Source organism: Micromonospora sp. NPDC049175, assembly GCF_043197345.1.
Lineage (GTDB): Bacteria > Actinomycetota > Actinomycetes > Mycobacteriales > Micromonosporaceae > Micromonospora.
Genome location: NZ_JBICSY010000001.1, coordinates 1,489,213 through 1,503,834, shown reverse-complemented (window position 1 = coordinate 1,503,834; position 14,622 = coordinate 1,489,213). Strand labels below are relative to the sequence as shown.

At 70.0% G+C, this 14,622-nt stretch carries 14 protein-coding genes; 8 read left to right on the top strand and 6 right to left on the bottom strand.

The genetic code is table 11. The features are described 5' to 3' along the window. Positions 1–36: 36 nt before the first annotated feature. The 3 genes from ACGFH8_RS06525 to ACGFH8_RS06515 all read left to right on the top strand — a co-directional run bounded on the left by ACGFH8_RS06525 (position 37) and on the right by ACGFH8_RS06515 (position 2,177). Entirely contained in the window at positions 37–564 is a 528-nt protein-coding gene (locus tag ACGFH8_RS06525) for an excalibur calcium-binding domain-containing protein (protein ID WP_393364260.1), read from the top strand. 433 nt (positions 565–997) lie between these two features. Beyond that, positions 998–1,504, top strand: coding sequence for a GNAT family N-acetyltransferase (locus ACGFH8_RS06520; RefSeq protein WP_393364257.1), 507 nt, complete (start codon positions 998–1,000; stop codon positions 1,502–1,504). A gap of 34 nt (positions 1,505–1,538) precedes the next feature. Continuing rightward, a complete protein-coding gene (locus tag ACGFH8_RS06515) occupies positions 1,539–2,177 on the top strand; it encodes a LysE family translocator (RefSeq protein WP_393364254.1) in 639 nt (212 codons plus the stop codon). Positions 2,178–2,238: 61 nt separating this feature from the next. Here ACGFH8_RS06515 and ACGFH8_RS06510 read toward each other — a convergent pair whose 3' ends face one another. Together ACGFH8_RS06510 and ACGFH8_RS06505 are read right to left on the bottom strand one after the other, a co-directional pair. After that, the gene (locus tag ACGFH8_RS06510) at positions 2,239–3,369 is read right to left on the bottom strand and encodes an acyltransferase family protein (RefSeq protein ID WP_393364251.1); all 1,131 of its coding nucleotides are present in this window, start codon (positions 3,367–3,369) and stop codon (positions 2,239–2,241) included. A 156-nt stretch (positions 3,370–3,525) separates the two neighbouring features. After that, complete coding sequence (locus ACGFH8_RS06505; protein WP_393364248.1) at positions 3,526–4,602, bottom strand: NAD(P)-dependent alcohol dehydrogenase; 1,077 nt, start codon at positions 4,600–4,602, stop codon at positions 3,526–3,528. 115 nt (positions 4,603–4,717) lie between these two features. Between ACGFH8_RS06505 and ACGFH8_RS06500 the strand changes: the two genes are divergently transcribed. Next, a complete protein-coding gene (locus ACGFH8_RS06500) occupies positions 4,718–5,521 on the top strand; it encodes a helix-turn-helix domain-containing protein (RefSeq protein WP_393364245.1) in 804 nt (267 codons plus the stop codon). Between the two features lie 8 nt (positions 5,522–5,529). Here ACGFH8_RS06500 and ACGFH8_RS06495 read toward each other — a convergent pair whose 3' ends face one another. Continuing rightward, a complete protein-coding gene (locus ACGFH8_RS06495; protein WP_393364242.1) occupies positions 5,530–5,985 on the bottom strand; it encodes a hypothetical protein in 456 nt (151 codons plus the stop codon). A 93-nt stretch (positions 5,986–6,078) separates the two neighbouring features. Further along, entirely contained in the window at positions 6,079–6,837 is a 759-nt protein-coding gene (locus ACGFH8_RS06490) for a TetR/AcrR family transcriptional regulator (RefSeq protein WP_393364240.1), read from the bottom strand. Positions 6,838–6,962: 125 nt separating this feature from the next. Between ACGFH8_RS06490 and ACGFH8_RS06485 the strand changes: the two genes are divergently transcribed. Both ACGFH8_RS06485 and ACGFH8_RS06480 read left to right on the top strand, forming a co-directional pair. Further along, complete coding sequence (locus ACGFH8_RS06485; protein ID WP_393364238.1) at positions 6,963–8,153, top strand: DUF418 domain-containing protein; 1,191 nt, start codon at positions 6,963–6,965, stop codon at positions 8,151–8,153. Positions 8,154–8,301: 148 nt separating this feature from the next. After that, entirely contained in the window at positions 8,302–9,009 is a 708-nt protein-coding gene (locus tag ACGFH8_RS06480; protein WP_393364235.1) for a cytidylate kinase family protein, read from the top strand. Here ACGFH8_RS06480 and ACGFH8_RS06475 read toward each other — a convergent pair. Beyond that, a complete protein-coding gene (locus ACGFH8_RS06475) occupies positions 9,006–9,710 on the bottom strand; it encodes a TMEM175 family protein (protein WP_393364233.1) in 705 nt (234 codons plus the stop codon). The genes ACGFH8_RS06480 and ACGFH8_RS06475 overlap by 4 nt on opposite strands. 196 nt (positions 9,711–9,906) lie before the next feature. On the opposite strand from ACGFH8_RS06475, the gene ACGFH8_RS06470 reads away from it, so the two are divergent. Then, a complete protein-coding gene (locus ACGFH8_RS06470) occupies positions 9,907–10,470 on the top strand; it encodes a hypothetical protein (RefSeq protein ID WP_393364231.1) in 564 nt (187 codons plus the stop codon). Positions 10,471–10,507: 37 nt separating this feature from the next. Here the strand turns inward: ACGFH8_RS06470 and ACGFH8_RS06465 are convergent, their stop codons facing one another. After that, positions 10,508–13,579 carry a BTAD domain-containing putative transcriptional regulator gene (locus ACGFH8_RS06465; protein WP_393364228.1) on the bottom strand — a complete coding sequence of 1,024 codons (3,072 nt, stop codon included), beginning with the start codon at positions 13,577–13,579 and terminating at the stop codon, positions 10,508–10,510. A 214-nt stretch (positions 13,580–13,793) separates the two neighbouring features. Between ACGFH8_RS06465 and ACGFH8_RS06460 the strand changes: the two genes are divergently transcribed. Beyond that, positions 13,794–14,588 carry a hypothetical protein gene (locus ACGFH8_RS06460; protein ID WP_393364225.1) on the top strand — a complete coding sequence of 265 codons (795 nt, stop codon included), beginning with the start codon at positions 13,794–13,796 and terminating at the stop codon, positions 14,586–14,588. Positions 14,589–14,622 lie beyond the last annotated feature (34 nt).

The window sequence follows — 14,622 nt, the reverse complement described above, 5'->3', positions numbered from 1 at the left end:
CTCGGCACACTCTCGAGGGTGAAGCCTTTACGACCCGTGCAGACGCTGGCCCTCACCGCCGCCGCGGTCGCGGGCATGGTCATCTGCGGCGCGAACATCGGCGACGACGAACCGACCGCCACCCAAACGCAGGTGTCGGCGTCGGCGGAGGTCCACCGCATCACCACCACCCAGACAGGCAACCCAGTGGCTGTGCCGGTACCGGAAGCCAGCGCCGTGGTGGTCGCTCCCCGCACGACGGCACCGCCGGCCCGCAAACCGCCGCCCACCAGCGGCCCATCCGAAGCCCCGTACTACGAGAACTGTGCTGCGGTCCGTGCTGCGGGGGTCGACCCCCTCTACCCGGATGACCCAGGGTTCCGCGCCGAACTGGACCGCGACGGGAACGGCGTGGCGTGCGAACCAGACGGCGGGAACGGGGACACCGGACCCGCACCGGACGGCAACGTGTACTACGCCAACTGCACGGCGGCGCGGGCTGCCGGAGCGGCTCCGATCCGTAAAGGCGACCCGGGCTACTCGCGGAAGCTGGACGGCGACGGCGACGGCATCGGCTGCGAGTAGGCGATACTGCGAAGCCCTGACCTCAATGCAAGGTGCGGGGCTTCGATCGATTCGGTGCTTACGCGGGTCGTCACAATCGCGGCGAAGCCGACGAAAACAGGCCATCGTCTCTTTCTACCGGCAGCTCGTTAAGAGTGAGGCGTGGCTCGTGACGCCCTCAACCGCTGGCGTCGCTAGGCTGTGCGCGAGTAAGGACCTCGACGGTGGCACGGCGTACATGAACCTTTCGTTTCCCGCGTCGGGCACCTTCGACCTGCACGTCGCCGAGTCGGCCGACTCGGGCGCGCAATGCTGACGAGTGCGCACTGAACAGGTGCTCGGTGTGGCCCGACCCGCACGGCATCGAACTCCGTGGCCAACGCCCGCAATCCGCACTGAGTCCGCGTACCGCGCTCGTGTTGGGCCCGCCCGGAACGGTGGGTAGCCTGCCGGGATGGCAAAGGTTGTCACTTACCTGGAGATGAACGACGTCGAGGATCTGCGACCGGGGAAGGTGGTGCCGGACCTTCTCCTGCGGCGCGTTGACGGTGGCCTGCCGCTCGTACGTGCCGTCAGTGCTCAGATCGGAGCCCCCTACGGGTGGCGGAGCGCGTCTCGCACCGACGAAGAGTGGCAGGAGTTGGAGCGGCGTCATCCGCTGCGCCAGTACTGGCTCATCAGCCTGAAGGACCAAACCGTGGGGATTGCTGATCTGGAACCCCACCCGGGCGGCGATGTGGAGATCACCACCTTTGGGTTGTTACCCGAACATGTCGGACGGGGTCTCGGTGGCCATGCGCTGACGCTTGCCATTCGGCAGGCATGGGACAGCGAGGCCGTGGAGTCTCCGACTGTTCGGAGGGTGTGGCTGCACACCTCCTCGTTGGACCACCCGAACGCACTGGGCAACTATCAGCGACGCGGCTTGACCGTCTATCGCACCGAGGTCGAAGACGAGTAACGAGCACCGAGGGCTGTGTGAGCAAGGAGAAGGTGTGATCAGCCGAAACCTGCTACTGCTCTTCCTCGCCACGACCACCCCGATCGTCTGCTTCCCCGGCCCGTCTGTCGCGTTCATCCTGACCAACTCGGTGCAGAAGGGCCGTACCATCGGCCTGTTCAGCTTGCTCGGAGTCGAGATCGGTTATCTGGTACACGTCTTCGGTGCTGTCGTCGGCGTCTCCGCTGTCATAGCAGCGAGCGCTCAGTTGTTCACGGTCGTCAAGCTTGCCGGCGCGGCGTGGCTGCTGTGGCTTGCCTGGAAGGCGTTCCGCTCCCGCAAGGAGGGGACTCTTGCCCAGGCGGGTGACGGTGCCCGCGGAGACCTGAGACGCGTCAGCGCATTCCGCAGTGGCCTGCTCGTCGGTGCGCTCAATCCGAAGACCGCCGTCTTCTTTCTGGCTTTCCTGCCCCAGTTCGTCTCCGCCGACGCGGGTCCCGTCCCCGTCCAGTTGCTGATCTTTGGTTTGCTGTTCATTGCGCTCGCCAGCATTCCCGACCTGTGCTGGGCGTTGGCCGGCGGATTCCTGCGAACGCTCACACCGAGGCTGCAATTACGTTCACTCGACCGGGCTGCCGGCGTGGTCTACTGCGCGCTCGCCGCCTTCGCGTTGACGACGACCACGCGGACGTGAGAATGAACCAAACGCAGATGCGCCCCCACCAACCGGTGGGGGCGCATCGTCCTGCCTGGGCTCAGCGGCGGGTCGCCATCTGCTCGAAGGCGTGCTTCAGGCCGCGACGGAACGCCTGGGAGCCGGGCCGTTCGACGAGCCGGTGCACCAGGTACGACAGCAACAGCACCCCGACCAGTGACGCGGCCAGCAGCAGCCAGCCCGGAAGGTGACCGACGCCGAGCCGCAGTGCCAGGAACACGACGTGGAAGTGGAGCAGGTACAACGGGTAGGTCAGCGCGCCCAGCGTGGCGGTCCCGGGCCAGCGCACCCTCCGGGTCCACCCGAGCGCGACGCCGATCATCAGGGCCAGGGACACGGCGAAGAGGGCCAGGGCGACGGGCGTGTTGATCGGGTCCGTCTTGGCGTGCTCTTCCGTCGCCAGCTCGATCGAGCGGGTCGACAGGATCGCGCTGACCGCCAGCATGCACCACAGCAGGGTGTTCGGACCGAACCGGTGGATCAGGTAGAGCACGATGCCGCACACGAACAGCGGCGCCCACTTCGGCTCCAACAGTTCGACGAGCAGTCGGGCCTCGGACACCTGGGCGAACAGGGCACCCACCAGCCACAGCCCACAGAACGCCACGACCCGGCGGTAGGTGAGGCCCGCCCAGACCAGCGCGGCGAAGAGCAGGTAGAACTTCGCCTCGACCAGCAGCGTCCAGTAGACGGTGTCCAGGTTCGGTACGCCGGCGAGCCCCTGCAGCATGGTCAGGTTGGTCAGTACCTGCGTGAACGTGGGACTGTCGAACCCGGGGGTCGGGTACACGACGAGGATCGCCGCGGTGATCAGCACCGCCACCACGTAGGCGGGTAGCAGGCGGACAGCGCGGGACGTCGCGAACTGGCTGAGCCGCCGGCCCCAGGAGCTCATGCAGATGACGAACCCGGAGATCACGAAGAACGCCGGCACACCCATCCACCCGTAGCGGCTGGCCTGCGCGACGACGTGGCCGAGATAGCTGTCGACGTTCACCCCGTACACGAATCCGACCATCGGCACGACGTGGAACGCGACGACCGACAGGGCTGCGGCGAACCGCAGGACGTCGAGCATGTGCAGTCGGTCCGCCTCGGGGCGGGCGGGGGCGGCGGGCCGCGTCGGTGCTGGGTCGGGGGCCGTCCGGATCCCGTTGTCGGTGATTGTCACCCACGCACCTTAACGACCTGTGCGTTCGCCTGGGCCGTGCGAACGGCCCGCTCTGCCGTCGCCTCGGACCCCCGGTGCTCGACCATCAGGTGAGCGCAACGTCGAACCCGTCCCCGACCAGCCGAAACAAGAGGATGATCTTGCCACGCACGCCGATTACCGGACCTCGATGACGACCTTCCCGAACGGGCGGGCCGACTCGTAGTGCCGGAACGCCTCGGCGGCTTGCGCGAACGGGAACGCACGGTCGGTGACGGGCCGAAGCTGGTGCGCGGTGATGACCTCGTTCAGCTCGACGAGCTGGGCGCGGCTCCCGACTGCCAACGCCCGGACCGTCGCGGCGACACCGAACAGCAGGCGCGGGTCCAGTGGTGGCCAGTCACCCGAGAGGGACCCGACGAACGCCACGTGTCCGTTGACGGCAAGCGACTTCAGCGACTGCTCCAACGTTCCGGCGGTGTCGACGACCCGGTCGACCCCTCGCCCGCCGGTGAGGTCGCGGACCGTGGCAGGCCAGTCGGGATCCGCGCGATAGTTGACGACCTCGTCGGCGCCCAGGTCACGAAGGCGCTGCTCCTTCTCCACCTGGCCCGTCGTGGCGATCACTCTCGCACCGCGGAGCTTGGCCAGTTGGACCGCGAACAGCGATACGCCGCCCGATCCGGTGGCCAGCACCGTGTGCCCGGGCTGGATCCCGGGACCGTCCCCGGTCAGCGCGTTCCAGGCGGTGACGGCAGCGCACGGCAGCGTCGCGGCTTCGGCGTAGGAGAGGTGTTCCGGGATCGGGACGAGGGCTTGCTCCGGCAGGACGGCGAGTTCGGTGAGCATGCCGTCGAGGGAACCTCCCAGTTGCGGCAGGTACGACGGTTGCAGGGGACCGTCCAGCCATTGGGGGAACAGCGCGGCGGTGACCCGGTCACCCGGTCGCACCCGCCGGACACCTGGCCCCACGGCAATCACCTGCCCGGCGCCCTCGGAGACGGGGATGACATCCGACTTGACCGGCAGCACGTACTGACCCCGCAGCACCAGCAGGTCGCGGAAGCTGAGCGAGACGGCGTGGACGGCGACCGCGACCTCACCGATACCTGGCGGGAGCGGTTCGTGGGTACGCAGCCTCAGGCCGGCAATGCCATCGCCGCTGTTCACCCGGTAGCTGCGCACGGACGGGGGCAGCGGCGCAGTCGTCGCGTCATCGCGGTCGGCGAGGGTGATCAGGTCGTTGTCGGCCATGCTGATCCTTCGGTCGTGGATGATCGGTGCGACCACGACTGTTCTGCGCCGCGCGCGCCGCGACAATTCCCCGGAGGGAATCGCCAACCGGCGTGGCACCCGGTACACCTGACGAATGATCACCGAATCCGCAAGCAGCGGGCTCGCGGCCGCGTTGCGCGCCTGGCGCACCCGACGACGGGTCAGCCAACTCGAACTGGCGGTGCGGGCCGGCACCACGCAACGGCACGTCAGCTTCATCGAGAGCGGACGCTCGAACCCCGGTCGGGCGATGGTCATCCGGCTGGCCGAATCGCTGGAGATGCCGATCCGCGAACGCAACGAACTGCTCCTCGCCGCCGGATTCGCGCCCGCGTACCCACAGCACGATCTGGACGACCCCCACCTCGCGCCGGTCCGAACCGCCCTCGAACGCGTTCTGCACGGCCACCTGCCGTACCCGGCCGTGATCGTCGACAGGCACGGCGACCTGGTCTCCGCCAACGCCGGCTTTGACATGATCACCAGGGGAGTGGATCCGCACCTTCTCACCCCACCGGTAAGCGTCCCCCGGGTTCTGCTGCACCCCCGCGGGCTCGCACCCCGCATCGTCAACCTCGACGAGTGGGCCTGGCACATCATCGACAGCGTCCGAGCCGAATGCGTCCGCAACCCGAGCGACCGGCTCCAGCGCCTCGCCGAGGAACTCGTCGACCTGGCACCTCCGCGGCCACGGCAGCTCTCGCCGCATCACCTCGGGTTCGCGGTGCCGCTGCACCTGCGCACGAGCGGCCCGGAGACCCGGGAGCTGCGGCTCATCACCACGCTCACCCACTTCGGCACCGCCACCGACGTCACAATCGCCGAACTGCGACTGGAAGCGTTCCTCCCCGCCGACGAGACCACGAGCGCCGCACTTGCCGAACTCGTCAGGTGGTAAAGACCGCTTCAGCCGAGGTGCAGCAGCAGGACCTGGTCGTCGCGGAGATCGGCGATGCTGTCGCGCAACAGCGTCACCCCCTCCAGACCGGCCACGCCACTCTCCTCGAAGTCCATCCCCATCTCGGCGAAGTAGGCTGCCAGCTCCTCCGCGCGGTGCGCGGCAGGGTCGAGCTGATCCAGGAGCTGCTGGTGGCCTGGCGTGATGAGTACGGTGTAGCCGAGCGCGCTGGTGATGGCATCCGACTCGGCATCGAACTCCGACTGTTGCAGGTCGACGCCGCGCTCGTCCAGATAGGTCAGCACGTACAGCATGCAGTAGCCGGACCAGCCGTACTCCTGCCGCGCCTCGCGCCCGTGCTCGGCCAGGTACGAGTGCAGCGACGACCTCGACGTGCGGGCCAGGCGGGCCAGCTCGGGGACGGTGTCCCTTCCGACCACGGTCAGTGACGCGATTGCGGACATCACACCCTCCGTCGTACGACCTCTGCCTTGCCGCCGTCGGTCGGCTCGCCGGCAGGCTACGGGCAGGGAGTGACACCGCTTCGGGCGTCGGTGTCAGGAGTCGGCGCGCTCGACCCGGACGGCGATGCCGTCGAGGATCACCTCCAGCCCGAGGGTGAAGTCCGCATCGGCGATCGTCGCGTCCGGGGTGTCGGACGGTGGCGCCTCGAACAGGGGCGAGGAGAAGAGGCGGGCTGTCTCGGGGAAGCGGGCGGGATCGACGAGCCGCGCCAGCGCCCGGCCGTATTCGCGTTCGGCGTCGGCCTGCCCCTGGCCTTCGGCCCTACCCTCGGTGAGTTCGCTGTACTGGCGTACCGACTGGACCACGTAGCCGCTGATCAGGGACAGTGCGCCGATCTTGTGTGCCCAGTCCAGGTGGGTGCGGGACATGATCGCCAGGGCGCTCTCCATCCAGGCGATCTGGTTCGGCCCGGCGGGTGGCCCGGAGGTGGGCACGCGCGTCAACCAGGGCCGACGCTGGTAGACCGCTCGCTGCGCGAACGCCCAACCGTATAGCCCTTTCCGCCAGTCGCCGGTGTCGATTGTCGGTGGCTGGCCCAGTGCGGCGTTGGCCATGAGGGTGAGCAACTCGTCCTTGGATCCGACATGCCGGTAGAGCGACATGCTCGTGAACCCGAGGCTCTCGGCGACCTTCGGGAGCGTCACGCCGCCCAGCCCGTCGCGGTCGGCGATCTGCACCGCCGCGGCGACGACCACGTTGACGTCGAGGGTCGCGGGCCGCCCGAGACGCGACGACTCTGGCATTCCCCACAGCCGGCGCAGTGGCACCGGGATGAAGTCCTCGCTGGTCATGGGCTCCCACGTTCGCCCGGACAGTTACCGCCCCATCATGCCAGACCTCATTAGTTTGCCCGTGATACTTTATGGCTGAAACTAAATGCCGAGCGGGGGAGACGACCATGGGCACGGACACCGTTGTGCGGACATCGAGAGGGCCGGTGCTGGGCGTCGAACGCGCCCTCGCGCCGGACCTGGCCCGAGGAGCGATGCTGCTGATCATCGCGCTGGCAAACGTCGCCGGAGTCGTCTTCGCCGGCGAGCCCGGCCTCGACGCCACGCCCGAAGGCGTCGACCGGGGCCTCAATCTCCTGCTCCTGGACCTCGTCCATGCCCGCGGATATCCCGTCTTCGCCGTGATGTTCGGCTACGGACTCGTCCAGCTCGCCCGCCGCCAGGACGCCTCCGGCGCCACTGCGAGGCAGGTCCGTTCCGTGCTGTTACGCCGTAACCTCTGGCTCGTCGTGTTCGGGTTCGCGCACGCCGCACTGCTGTACTACGGCGACTTCCTCGGCGCGTACGGGATCGTCGGCATCGTGATGACCCTGCTGCTCCTGCGCCGCGGCGACAGGTTCCACCGGGTCGCGCTGGTCCTCTGGGCGTTGGCGACAGTCGAGGTGCTGGTCATCGGCGCGATCGTGGTCGGCACCATCCTCGGCGGTTCGGGCGGTTCGGGCGGCTCGGCGCCGCTGCCGTCGACAGATGTCGACTCCCTCGCCGCGCCCGGGTACGCCACGGCGACGCTGGACCGCCTCGGCGAATGGCCGATGCACACGCTCACCGTCCTGCCCTTCATCATGATCGCCTGGCTGGGCATGTGGGCCGCTCGCCACCGCATCCTCGAAGAACCGGCCCGCCACCGGACCCTGCTCACCTGGACCGCCGTCCTCGGCCTCGGGGTCGCCATCGCCGGCGGCCTCCCGGCCGCCCTGGTCGGCGCCGGATGGCTGCACGTCGACGAGTCGGCCGCCAGCCTCATGTTGCTGCTCCACGGCGCCAGCGGCATGTTCGCCGGACCCGGTTACGTGGCCGTCTTCGGCCTGCTCGCCATCCGCGCCACGCGGTCCGGCCGTGTCGTCGGCGCACTCTCCGCCCTGGGCCAGCGCTCCCTGTCGGGATACCTGTTCCAGTCCGTGGCCTGGCTCGTCCTCCTGGCACCCTTCACGCTCGCCCTCGGCGACCGGTTCGGCAGCCCCACGGTGACCGGCCTGGTCATCGCGGTGACCGTCTGGCTCGCCACCGTGTTGATGGCCCGTCAACTCGACAGGCGCGGGCGGCCCGGTCCCGCCGAGGTCGTCCTGCGCCGCCTGACCTATCGGGCGCGGACGTGATCAAGGAATCGTGCGTCGAGCCGTGACCTGGCGCGGCTGTCGGCGGCGTACGACAATGTCCGGACGCCGGCGCGGTCGCGCGCGCAGGCCAGCCCGACCCCGGAAACACATGTCGAGTACGTCGACCTGACCCAGCAGGGACGTTCACATGGTCCACGGCACCCGCGTCGAGTTGCTCGAGCACCTGGCCGAGACTGTCGGATCCGTCGCGGTCGCCCACCCGACGCGGGTCGCCGTCGACGGACCACCCGCCGCCGGTAAGACCACCCTCGCCGACGAGTTGGCCGTCGTCCTGCGCGAACAGGGCCGGGACGTCATCCGCGCCACGATCGACGATTTCCTCCACCCCCGGGCACAGCGCTATCCGCGCGGCGAGTACTCGGCCGAAGGTTGCTACTACGACACCCACGACTACGACGCGCTGAACCGGGTCCTGCTCGATCCGCTCGGGCCGGGCGGACATCGACGCATCCAACACGCGATCTACGACCGCGTCGCGGATGCCGTGCTGTCTCCGGCGCTCACGACTGCCGCAGCGGACGCGGTGCTCGTCTTCGACGGCGTCTTCCTCCTACGCCCGGAGCTGATCGACAGGTGGGAGCTGCGCATCTTCGTGTCGGCGGCACCGGAGAAGACTGTGGATCGTGCCGTGATCCGGGAGCGCGGGGCGTCCACGCGGGCGGACGTCGAACGACGCTGGCGCGAGCGTTACATTCCCTCCCAGCAGCTCTATGCCGACACGGTCCGCCCGACCCGACACGCGGACATCGTCGTGCACAACGACGAGCCCGATCTGCCGGTCTGGGAGATCGCCCAACGAACGGGCTCGACGGCCCCGTTCCCACCGCCTGGCTAACCGTCACAGTGACTCTGCTCCCGGGTGCGCCTGATGCTGTCCACCTCGCCCCTGATGGGCAGCCAGTAGAAGGGGATGAACGCGGTGACCACGACGAGGCCCACGACCGGATGGAGAGCGCCCAGCGCGGTCCCGGCGGCGATCCAGACGGGCGCGGGGCGAAACCGCCTGCTGATCGCCCGGGCGGTGTCGTTGTCGGTGGCGGAGGTCAGCAGGCGGCGGCCTGATCTGGCGTACTCCCAGATCACGTTGAAGAGCAGGGCCGCCACCTCGTAGGTGGCCCCGTAGAAGATGAGCGCCGTGCGCTTGCCGTGGCCGGACTCGAACGCGTTGGCCAGCAGGGACGAGGCGAACGGCAGGAACGCGATCACCATCAGCAGCAGGGTGTTGAGCAGCAGCAGCATGCGGTCGGCGGAACGGATGTGGTCGAACATGACGTGGTGGTTCACCCACATCTGCCCGATCAGCAGGAAGGTGATGGCGTAGGCCACGTAGGAGGGCCACAGCTCGACGAGCCCGCCGAGCAGGTGCTCGGTGTCCTCCGGCGGCTTGATCTCCAGGACGAGCAGGGTGACGGCGATGGCGATCACCGCGTCGCTGAAGGTGACCACCCGCTGCGGATCTCGCTCCGCGCCGATCGGGTTGCTGGACCTGGTCGCGTTATTCGTCGAGGCGTCGTGGGCCGCGCGGAACCAGCGCATGAGCCTCCCGCCTACCGTTGTGTCACCGAGGCGTCTCCGGACAGCAGGACCCGTTGCCCGACCTCTCCGGTGCCGCGCGTTCCCGCCGTCGCACGAACCAAACCGCCGCGAAAATCGTCCAACCCCGGGGTGCACACGTGGGCCGGGCGCATGGTTGTCTGGATTCCGGCTTCAGAGAACACGCGGGGAGCACACCTTGACCGACCCTTACCAGGCCCAGCAGCCGCAGTCGCCCTACCAGCCGGGCGGCCCGGCACACCCGCCGCAGCAGTACCAGCCCCACCCGGTCGGGCAGCAGGATCCCGCGTCGGGTCAGCCCGGCCACCCGTCCTCGCCGCCGGCGGGCACCGCAAGCCGTAGGCCGCTGCTGATCGCCGGCCTCGCCTTCGTCGCCCTCCTGATGCTCACGGCCACCGGGCTCACGGTGTACGAGGGGTTCATCAAGGAGGACTCCGGGGTCGCCGCGTGCAGGGCGATGGCCGAGGGCAAGGACCCGGACGGCAGCGCCAAGGGCTCCGGCGGCAGCACGTTCACCGAAGCCCAGTATCGGAAGACGCGGGAGCTGTTCGAGGACTCCCGGCACGAGGACATCCGCCGACACGGCACCGCGCTCGTCGACATCGCCTGGCAGATCGAGCAACTGCCCAAGGGGCAGGAGATGGGTGCCGTCGCGTTCCTCGCCTCGGTGGAGGCCGCGACCACGGGTCTCCAGACGGCATGCGCCGACCAGGGTGTGACAGTCAAACTCAACGGCAGGTAGCGGAGCGCCGCCCGGTGGGCCCACCGCCCACCGGCTCTCACGCCGCCGCGCTGACCTCCGCCACCCGTCGGGCGAGGTCCCCGCGGGCCTGGGCCGGTACGCCGATGGCCGACATCGCCTCCACGTACCGTCGGTACGCCTGGGCGGCCTCGCCGTGTCGGCCCGCCGCCGTCAGCGTCCGGACGAACTCACCGTGCACGCCCTCGTCGTAGGGTTCCAGCTCCAGCGCGCGGCCGAGGTGCCGGACGGTCTCGTCGGTGTCGCCGAGGGCGTGCGCCAGCGCGGCCAGCTTGCGTACCACGCGCAGGTAGACCCGGCGTGCCTCCTCCCGGGTCGGTCGGGACCAGTCGTCGTACGGCTCGTCCTCCAGGAAGTCACCCCGGTAGCGCTGTTCGGCGAGGAGGAGCGTCGCGCGTGCGTCGTCGGTCGCACCGTGCTCGGCCAGGCGCAGGCCGTGAGCCGATTCGGTGAGGAACTCCTCGACATCCAGCTCCACGTGACCGACGTCGAGCGCCAGACTGGGGTGTACGGCGATGACGAAGTGGTCGGTCGACGCACGGCGCTCCGGGTCGAGCACACCGCGGAGGGTGGACAGGGCCACGGACAGTCGGTGGCTGACCCGGTCCGGGTCCTGGGCGGGCCAGAGCATCTCGCCAAGTTGCTCCCGGGGCACCGCGCGACCGCGCCGGGCGGCGAGGATGCGCAGCAGATCCCGTGCCTTACGGGACTGCCACGCGGTGGCCTGCACCTGCGCGCCGTCCACGAACACCTCGAAGCGTCCGAGGGTGCGGACGGTGACCTGGGCGACGCAGCGGGGGCGCTGCCGACTGAGCGACGGCATCGGCACGCCGGCGCTCGTCAACCGGTCGGCGGCCAGCCGGGCGTCGACCCGTTCCTGCGGGTCCGCCCCGGGTAGTCGGCTGAGCAACACCGCGAGTCGGTCCGCGGCCACGGCCGACCCGATGTCGCGCAGGGTCGCCGCGGCCTCCCGCCAGGCATGGCGGGTGTCGTCGGAGTCGACGGCGGCGGCCCCACGAAGCTCCAACGCCTCGGCGAGGGCCGCACGGTCCCGGTGCAGCCGGGCGGCGGTGGACGCCAGCAGCGCCACCTCGGCGGCCCGCTCATGGTCGCCAGTCTCCAGGGCCACCCAGCCGAGCGCGAGCCGGGCGGTCGCCGAGTCCGGGCCGCGTTCCAGTTCGACGGCGCGTTGGGCCAGGGCGAACGCCGTGGCGCCGTCCTCGGCGGCCAGCACGCGGGCCAGTCCGGCGAGCGCCGGCACCTGGATCTGACTGTCGTTGACGGGTTCGCTGGCGCGCAGCGCCTCCTCGTACGCCGCGCGGGCCAGGTTGGTCCGGCCGCGCAGCGCGTGGACGTCGCCGATCCCCACCAAGGGGTACGCCACCTTGCGGGATCCCATGCGTTGCAGCAGCGGTACGGCCCGTTCGTAACAGGCGGCGGCCTCGGCGAGCTGACCGAGGTGGAAACGGGCACCGCCCTCGTTGCAGAGTGCCAGCGCCAGCATCGCGGCGTGCCCGTTGGCCTGGGCCAACTCCACCGCCGGTCGCACCTCGGCGAGCGCTTCGAGGTATCGGCCCTCGCCGACCAGGGCGGACGCCCGGTTGGCGCGGATGCGGGTCACCTGGATGGTGTCGTGGGCCGCCTCGGCGGCCCGCAACGCCTTCTCGTGATGTTCGTCGGCCGCCGGTCGATCACCGCGCAGCTTGGCGTCGAGAGCGAGCGCGGTGTGCGCGACGGCGAGGGCCGCTTCGCTGCCGACCGCCGCCGCTGCCACGAGGGCCCGTTCGGCGTTGCTCCGGCACGCCTCGGTGTCCCCGGTCGTCCACTGTGCCGAGGCGGTCCAGGCGAGCAGCCGGGCGTTGTCGGTGGACGGGTGCGGGTCGAGCACACCGCGTCGGAAGACCTCGAGGGCGGACTGCGGTTCGCCGCGCAGGTAGTGCACGAGGCCGTACTGCCAGGCGAGTCCGGCGGCGAGGGCGCCCTGGTGATCGTCGAGCGCGGCGTAGACGGCGAGCGCCGCGTCGAAGTCGCCGCGCATCTGGAGCGCCTCCCCGTACAGCAGCCGCAGGCCGTCGGACCGGGCGTGCTCGGTGAGGGCCTGGAAGGCGTCCACGACGGCCTCGGCGCCGCCCGAGGCGAGCAGCTCCGCGCCGTGGCCGGCGAGGATCGGCGCCGTCGCGTCCCGGACACCCGATTTCCCGTACGAGTCCAGGGCCGGGACGAGGTGTCCGTGCTCCGCGTACCAGGCTGCCGCTCGCGCGTGCAGGCGTCGCGCCGCCGCCGGGCCCAACGGGAAGCGGCGGCGGGCGACACTGGCGACGACAGGCACCATCCGGTACGCGGACCCGCTCCCCGGCACCGGGACGAGGATGCCGCAACGGGCCAGTTGGTCCAGCCGATGGCCCCCGTGCCGGTGACCGAGGAAACGGGTCAGCTCGGGGTGGATCGGGTCGAGGCACGCCGCGTCGCGCAGCAGGCGGTGGACTTCGGGCGGCAGCTCCGCGAACACCTCCCGCACCAGATAGGACTCCAGTGGTGTCCCGGGCGCGGCCGGGTTGTCCCGGTCCGTGGCGGTGGCCGTTGGCGCGGCCAGTGTGACAAGCGCCGGCCAGCCCTCGGTCTCGGCGTGGACCCGGGTCGCGAGCGCCGGGTCGGTCCGGCCGCGGTCGGCGGCGAGCACGGACGCCACCTGCTCGGGGGAGAGCCGGAGATCCGCCGGACCGTACTCGGTGAGCAGGGCCGACTGTCGCGGCGACAGGGTTGGCGGGTGGCGCGTCACCAGGACGACCCGGAGCTGCGGGGGTAGGCGTTCCAGCGTGTCCAGCAGGGTCTGTAGCCGGCGGCGGGAGAGGCGCGGAACGCCGTCGAGCACGAGCCAGCTTGGTTCGTCGACGCGCGTGTCGATCGCCGCACCGAGGGTGGCGAGCCAGTCCGGCCCGGCCGTCGCCAGCGCCGCGACGTCCGGTCCGTCGCACCACCGCACCGGGCGGTCGCCCAGCCAGCCGCGCACGGCGACGGTCTTGCCGTACCCGGCCGCGGCGACCACGACGGTGCAGCGCCGGCTCCATCCTCGATCCGTCGTGGCGTTCATCAGTTGCCTTCCGGTCGACGCTGGTCTGAGTCTCATTGGGCGCTGTGCGGGTGCCCGTGCGTACGCGAGCGTCGCCGTTACGACACCGAATCCCGGCGTATTTGACGCCACCTTGACGGCGCTCTGAGCCTCGCCTCGAAGGATGTCCCGGCAAGGCACGCGGAGGGCGATCAGCCCGGTCCGCGTCTCACGATCGATCGGATGAGGAGTTGTGATGGCAAGAGTGCTGTCGGGACGCGCACTGCTCGCAGTGCTTGTCGTCCTACCGACGCTTACCGCGTGGAATGCCGCGCCGGCCAGCGCCGCCGCCGGGTCAGGACCGGTGGCGTACGACGACGAGCAGGTGGACCGCGACGTCGAGTTGGCGCGGCTGGGCTACCGCAACGGTGTGCGGGTGGTGTTCTCCCGCGACGAGCTGTCCGGCGACTGGGGTCTGCGGCAGGACGGGGAGATGGGCCGCAACGCACCCCTGGCGTACGACGACAAACAGAGCATGCTGCAGGCGTACCTGACGATCACGCCCCGGTCCGTGCCGGTGCCGCGGGCGCTGCTGTCGGAGCCGCCGGCCGGCACGCCGACCCCACCGGAGCTGGCCTACCGGACCATCGTGGCGTCCCCGGTCGTCGCCGACGATCTCGCCGCGCCCACGTCGAGCGCGATGTCCACCACGGCGGTGCGGACCTGCTGGGACCTGTACTGGGACCCGTACAACTGGGCCGAGCTGCCCGGCTATCCGAATCCGGCGTCGGTGTGGCACCCGGCGAAGACGTACTACTCGTCGGACTTCGGCGGAATGAAGATGTACTCCTACAGCTACCTCGCCAACTGCGGCGGCGACGCCCGGCACCGGATCTACTACAAGTCGGGCGGGTCCTACTACAAGCACCACGACTACGCGGTGGCATACGCCCACTGGCAGGCGGTCAAGAAGGGTTCGGTGCACCGCTACCGCAAGGTGCACTACGACGGCAATTCGGGGGACACCCGAAACGGCAAGTACGTTGGCTGACGGCGGGCTCTGTCGTCGACCGTGTCCAGTGCGC

Coding starts and splice junctions, on each gene's coding strand:
- ACGFH8_RS06520 (WP_393364257.1), top strand. CDS start 998: ATGGCAAAGGTTGTCACTTACCTGGAGATGAACGACGTCGAGGATCTG.
- ACGFH8_RS06505 (WP_393364248.1), bottom strand. CDS start 4,602: ATGGCCGACAACGACCTGATCACCCTCGCCGACCGCGATGACGCGACG.
- ACGFH8_RS06500 (WP_393364245.1), top strand. CDS start 4,718: ATGATCACCGAATCCGCAAGCAGCGGGCTCGCGGCCGCGTTGCGCGCC.
- ACGFH8_RS06495 (WP_393364242.1), bottom strand. CDS start 5,985: ATGTCCGCAATCGCGTCACTGACCGTGGTCGGAAGGGACACCGTCCCC.
- ACGFH8_RS06490 (WP_393364240.1), bottom strand. CDS start 6,837: ATGACCAGCGAGGACTTCATCCCGGTGCCACTGCGCCGGCTGTGGGGA.
- ACGFH8_RS06480 (WP_393364235.1), top strand. CDS start 8,302: ATGGTCCACGGCACCCGCGTCGAGTTGCTCGAGCACCTGGCCGAGACT.
- ACGFH8_RS06475 (WP_393364233.1), bottom strand. CDS start 9,710: ATGCGCTGGTTCCGCGCGGCCCACGACGCCTCGACGAATAACGCGACC.
- ACGFH8_RS06465 (WP_393364228.1), bottom strand. CDS start 13,579: ATGAACGCCACGACGGATCGAGGATGGAGCCGGCGCTGCACCGTCGTG.
- ACGFH8_RS06460 (WP_393364225.1), top strand. CDS start 13,794: ATGGCAAGAGTGCTGTCGGGACGCGCACTGCTCGCAGTGCTTGTCGTC.